The 2,924-nt window shown below is 34.6% G+C and carries 5 protein-coding genes; 3 read left to right on the top strand and 2 right to left on the bottom strand.

The window, feature by feature from the left end; translation table 11 throughout:
• Together VB691_RS24320 and VB691_RS24315 are read right to left on the bottom strand one after the other, a co-directional pair.
• Positions 1 to 144: DUF4351 domain-containing protein (locus VB691_RS24320; protein WP_323294109.1), on the bottom strand; the 144-nt coding region annotated here is incomplete at its 3' end.
• Positions 145 to 326: 182 nt separating this feature from the next.
• Positions 327 to 1,676: an IS1380 family transposase gene (locus VB691_RS24315; RefSeq protein WP_323294108.1), complete on the bottom strand. Its 1,350-nt coding sequence runs from the start codon at positions 1,674 to 1,676 to the stop codon at positions 327 to 329.
• A 371-nt stretch (positions 1,677 to 2,047) separates the two neighbouring features.
• Here VB691_RS24315 and VB691_RS24310 point away from each other — a divergent pair, with 371 nt between their 5' ends.
• The 3 genes from VB691_RS24310 to VB691_RS24300 all read left to right on the top strand — a co-directional run bounded on the left by VB691_RS24310 (position 2,048) and on the right by VB691_RS24300 (position 2,923).
• Entirely contained in the window at positions 2,048 to 2,341 is a 294-nt protein-coding gene (locus tag VB691_RS24310; RefSeq protein WP_323294107.1) for an ArdC family protein, read from the top strand.
• Between the two features lie 71 nt (positions 2,342 to 2,412).
• Positions 2,413 to 2,700 carry a hypothetical protein gene (locus tag VB691_RS24305; RefSeq protein ID WP_323294106.1) on the top strand — a complete coding sequence of 96 codons (288 nt, stop codon included), beginning with the start codon at positions 2,413 to 2,415 and terminating at the stop codon, positions 2,698 to 2,700.
• Positions 2,678 to 2,923: a hypothetical protein gene (locus VB691_RS24300; protein ID WP_323294105.1), complete on the top strand. Its 246-nt coding sequence runs from the start codon at positions 2,678 to 2,680 to the stop codon at positions 2,921 to 2,923. Before VB691_RS24305 ends, VB691_RS24300 begins: the two co-directional genes overlap by 23 nt.
• The last annotated feature ends 1 nt before the right edge of the window (position 2,924 follow it).

Here is a 2,924-nt window from a genome sequence, read left to right as displayed (position 1 = left end):
TAAGTTCTCTATTTGTTCGATGGATAACCCCCTAATTTGCTCAATTAAAGAGGTAGGAATTCCCCCAAGGCGACGGTTGAGTTGGCGTAAAAGTAAGTTAGCTTCTCCTTCGGTAAAAGCTTCTTGATAAAATCTAGCCTGCATTATTCATGAAGAAAAAAACAAAATCCAAAAAATCAAAAATTAGCATCAATATTTATTTTCTATTAAATGGATTTAAAGAGAGTAGGTAATCTTGCCGTTCAAATCACAAACAACTAGCCAAAAAAGCTAAAAAAAACTAAATTAATGTTATATAGATACACCAATCCTATCAAAGATAGATGTTAGGAAAAAATTAATTGTTGACCAGAAGATAATCGTTGTATCATCAAGAGTATGTCATCAGAAAAAGGACAATGAGCCGCTAATTCTACCAGAGTTCTTCTAACAGAAACACTCACTTTTGCAGCAATTTTGATGATGGTTTCACGTAAGCGAGAAACTTGAGCCGTTGCCAATCTTGTCCCCTGGGCAGAAGCGCGAAGTTCAAGCATTAAAATATAAGCAGCTTGACATAAGAATAAGCGGAATTGATTAACAATAAATTTACGACAACTGAGACGATCCGCATTCAGACCTAGTTTAAATTCCTTGATTCGATGCTCGGAAGTTGCTCCCCTTTGAACATAAAAATCATCGTAAAGTTCTTGTGCTTCTATCTCTAAATTAGTTACCAAAAATCGAGGATTTGCACCTTTATCTAACCATTCTGCCTTCATCACAATTCGACGAGGTTTTCCCCAAGTCTTAGCGGCATAATAAACATCATCAAATAAACGAGCTTTTTCTTGAGTCCGAAAATATTCTAATCTCGCCAAGTCAAGAAGATAATTAATTTTTCGTTTCAAAACAGCATTATTACTAAAGCCAAAAACATATTTCACCTCTTTTCGTTCACAAAGATTTATAATTTCAGGTAAGGAAAATCCCCCATCTCCTCGTAAGATTATTTTGACATCAGGCCAAGCCTTTCTTAAACGAAAAAATAACCATCTTAATAATCCTAAAACCCCTTTACCTGCGTGGGAATTTCCCGCTCTTAGTTGTAGAATTAAGGGATAACCACTTGTTGCCTCATTAATTAATACAGGAAAGTAAATTTGATGCCCATAGTAACCATGAAATAAACTCAATTGTTGGTGTCCATGAGTAAAAGCATCAAAGCCATCTATGTCTAAAACAATTTGTTGTGGATCTTCAGGATGATTTTGAATGAATTTATCGATAAAAAAACGACGTATAGCTTTAATTTCTTGTTTAGTTATTTGATTCTCTAACCTACTAATAGTCGGTTGACTTGCTAATAATTCTCCTCCGATTCTGGGAATTTTATCACAGATAATCTTGAAAATTGGGTCATGACGTACGTAATTACTATCATTGGTATCTTCGTACCCTGCTGCTATTTGATAGATTCTTTGACTTACTAACTGAAACAGAGGATGCTTAACTTTATGTTGTTCTCTATTATCTTCTAAACAATTGGCTATGCCTTCACATATTTTCAGATTTTCTTCTGCTTGCTTAACTAGCAACAATCCCGCATCTGAACTTAAATCCAGTCCAGAAAACTTGACCTCTAAAGGTTTCTGGGTAGCAAAATTAAATGGGAGATTGGCAGCCAACTCTTTCATGAAAAACAGGACTAAGTGCCTTGATTTATTTCTTTATTTATTATAGACTAAAATAGATTTTTTGACATATTTTTTGCTATTATTTTAGATAATTAAACAGTCATGAGTTAGTAATAGATAGAGATCACAGACTGTTGTAGGACTCAAATCGCTATGTTTGAGACTGCATAAGGCTTTCAAGCTTTTTCTTGATTCTCTCATGAATAATGCAGGTTAAAGGAGCGTCTTGACTGGATAGTATTGTCTTCTTTCCCCTTTTTGAATTTCCTCGAAAAACTAAATACATTTTAATCGGCTTAAATGTCACATGAGGAATTATCTTTTAATAGCGCGTTTGCGCCGATTTAGGGAACAATTTAAACCCTAGAATCATGGCGAAGAATAAAACCACAGAAGCATTTCAGTTACTCGAAGAAGGATTAACAAAACTCTTAGAATCTGGTGACTGGCAAAGTTACCTTAAAGTGCAATCCCAGTTCTACAATTACAGTTTTAATAACGTTTTGTTGATTCTTTCTCAATGTAGTGAAGCTTCACGGGTAGCAGGATACCATAAATGGCAGGAACTTGGAAGACAAGTCAAAAAAGGTTCAAAAGCTATCTGTATTTTAGCCCCACTTAAACGCAAGAGGTTGTGGTATCCCTGCTATCCAGTCAAAAATTAAATTAGACAAATTAATGTTGATGAGTGACGAAGAAATTAGCGACTTGTTTAATGAGGAAGTATTAAAGCAAAATGACAGAAAATCAGACAATTAAGATTGAGTTTTCTTACATATTAAACTCAATAATTCCCACTCCTAAATTTTATCTAGGGCAATCAGTCATCGTCGAACCTTTAGAGGGAATTGATGACGATGACTATATTATCACAGGAATTACTTTAAGTTATTCCGACGATTCTAAGCCCTGCTGGAAATACAGTGTCGGAATTAAAGAACTTTCTCATCCTAACTACGATTTCAAAGATAACTGGTTTGACGAGGAATTATTAAAACAAAATGACACAAAATCGGAGAATTAAGGTAGAGTTTTCGGAACAAGGACTTTCCTCTAAAATTCCCAAACCTAAGTTTTTCTTAGGGCAATTAGTTGAGGTGAAAGATGAGAATAACGAAGAATACCTCATCACTGGTATTACGTTGAATTACTCTAAAGATTCTTATCCTATGTGGGAATATCATGTCGGAACCAACATTCAACAATTGACAATGAACAATGGACAATTGACAATTACCTCTACCTAAA

Origin of the sequence: Crocosphaera sp. XPORK-15E, from assembly GCF_034931425.1 — a bacterium.
Classification (GTDB): domain Bacteria; phylum Cyanobacteriota; class Cyanobacteriia; order Cyanobacteriales; family Microcystaceae; genus UHCC-0190.
The sequence above is the reverse complement of the archived record's forward strand: the minus strand, read 5'-3'. Positions and strand labels throughout refer to the sequence as shown.

Excerpts from the sequence above, each read along its gene's own strand:
- VB691_RS24315 (WP_323294108.1), bottom strand. The coding sequence starts at position 1,676 with ATGAAAGAGTTGGCTGCCAATCTCCCATTTAATTTTGCTACCCAGAAA.
- VB691_RS24300 (WP_323294105.1), top strand. The coding sequence starts at position 2,678 with ATGACACAAAATCGGAGAATTAAGGTAGAGTTTTCGGAACAAGGACTT.
- VB691_RS24310 (WP_323294107.1), top strand. The coding sequence starts at position 2,048 with ATGGCGAAGAATAAAACCACAGAAGCATTTCAGTTACTCGAAGAAGGA.
- VB691_RS24305 (WP_323294106.1), top strand. The coding sequence starts at position 2,413 with ATGACAGAAAATCAGACAATTAAGATTGAGTTTTCTTACATATTAAAC.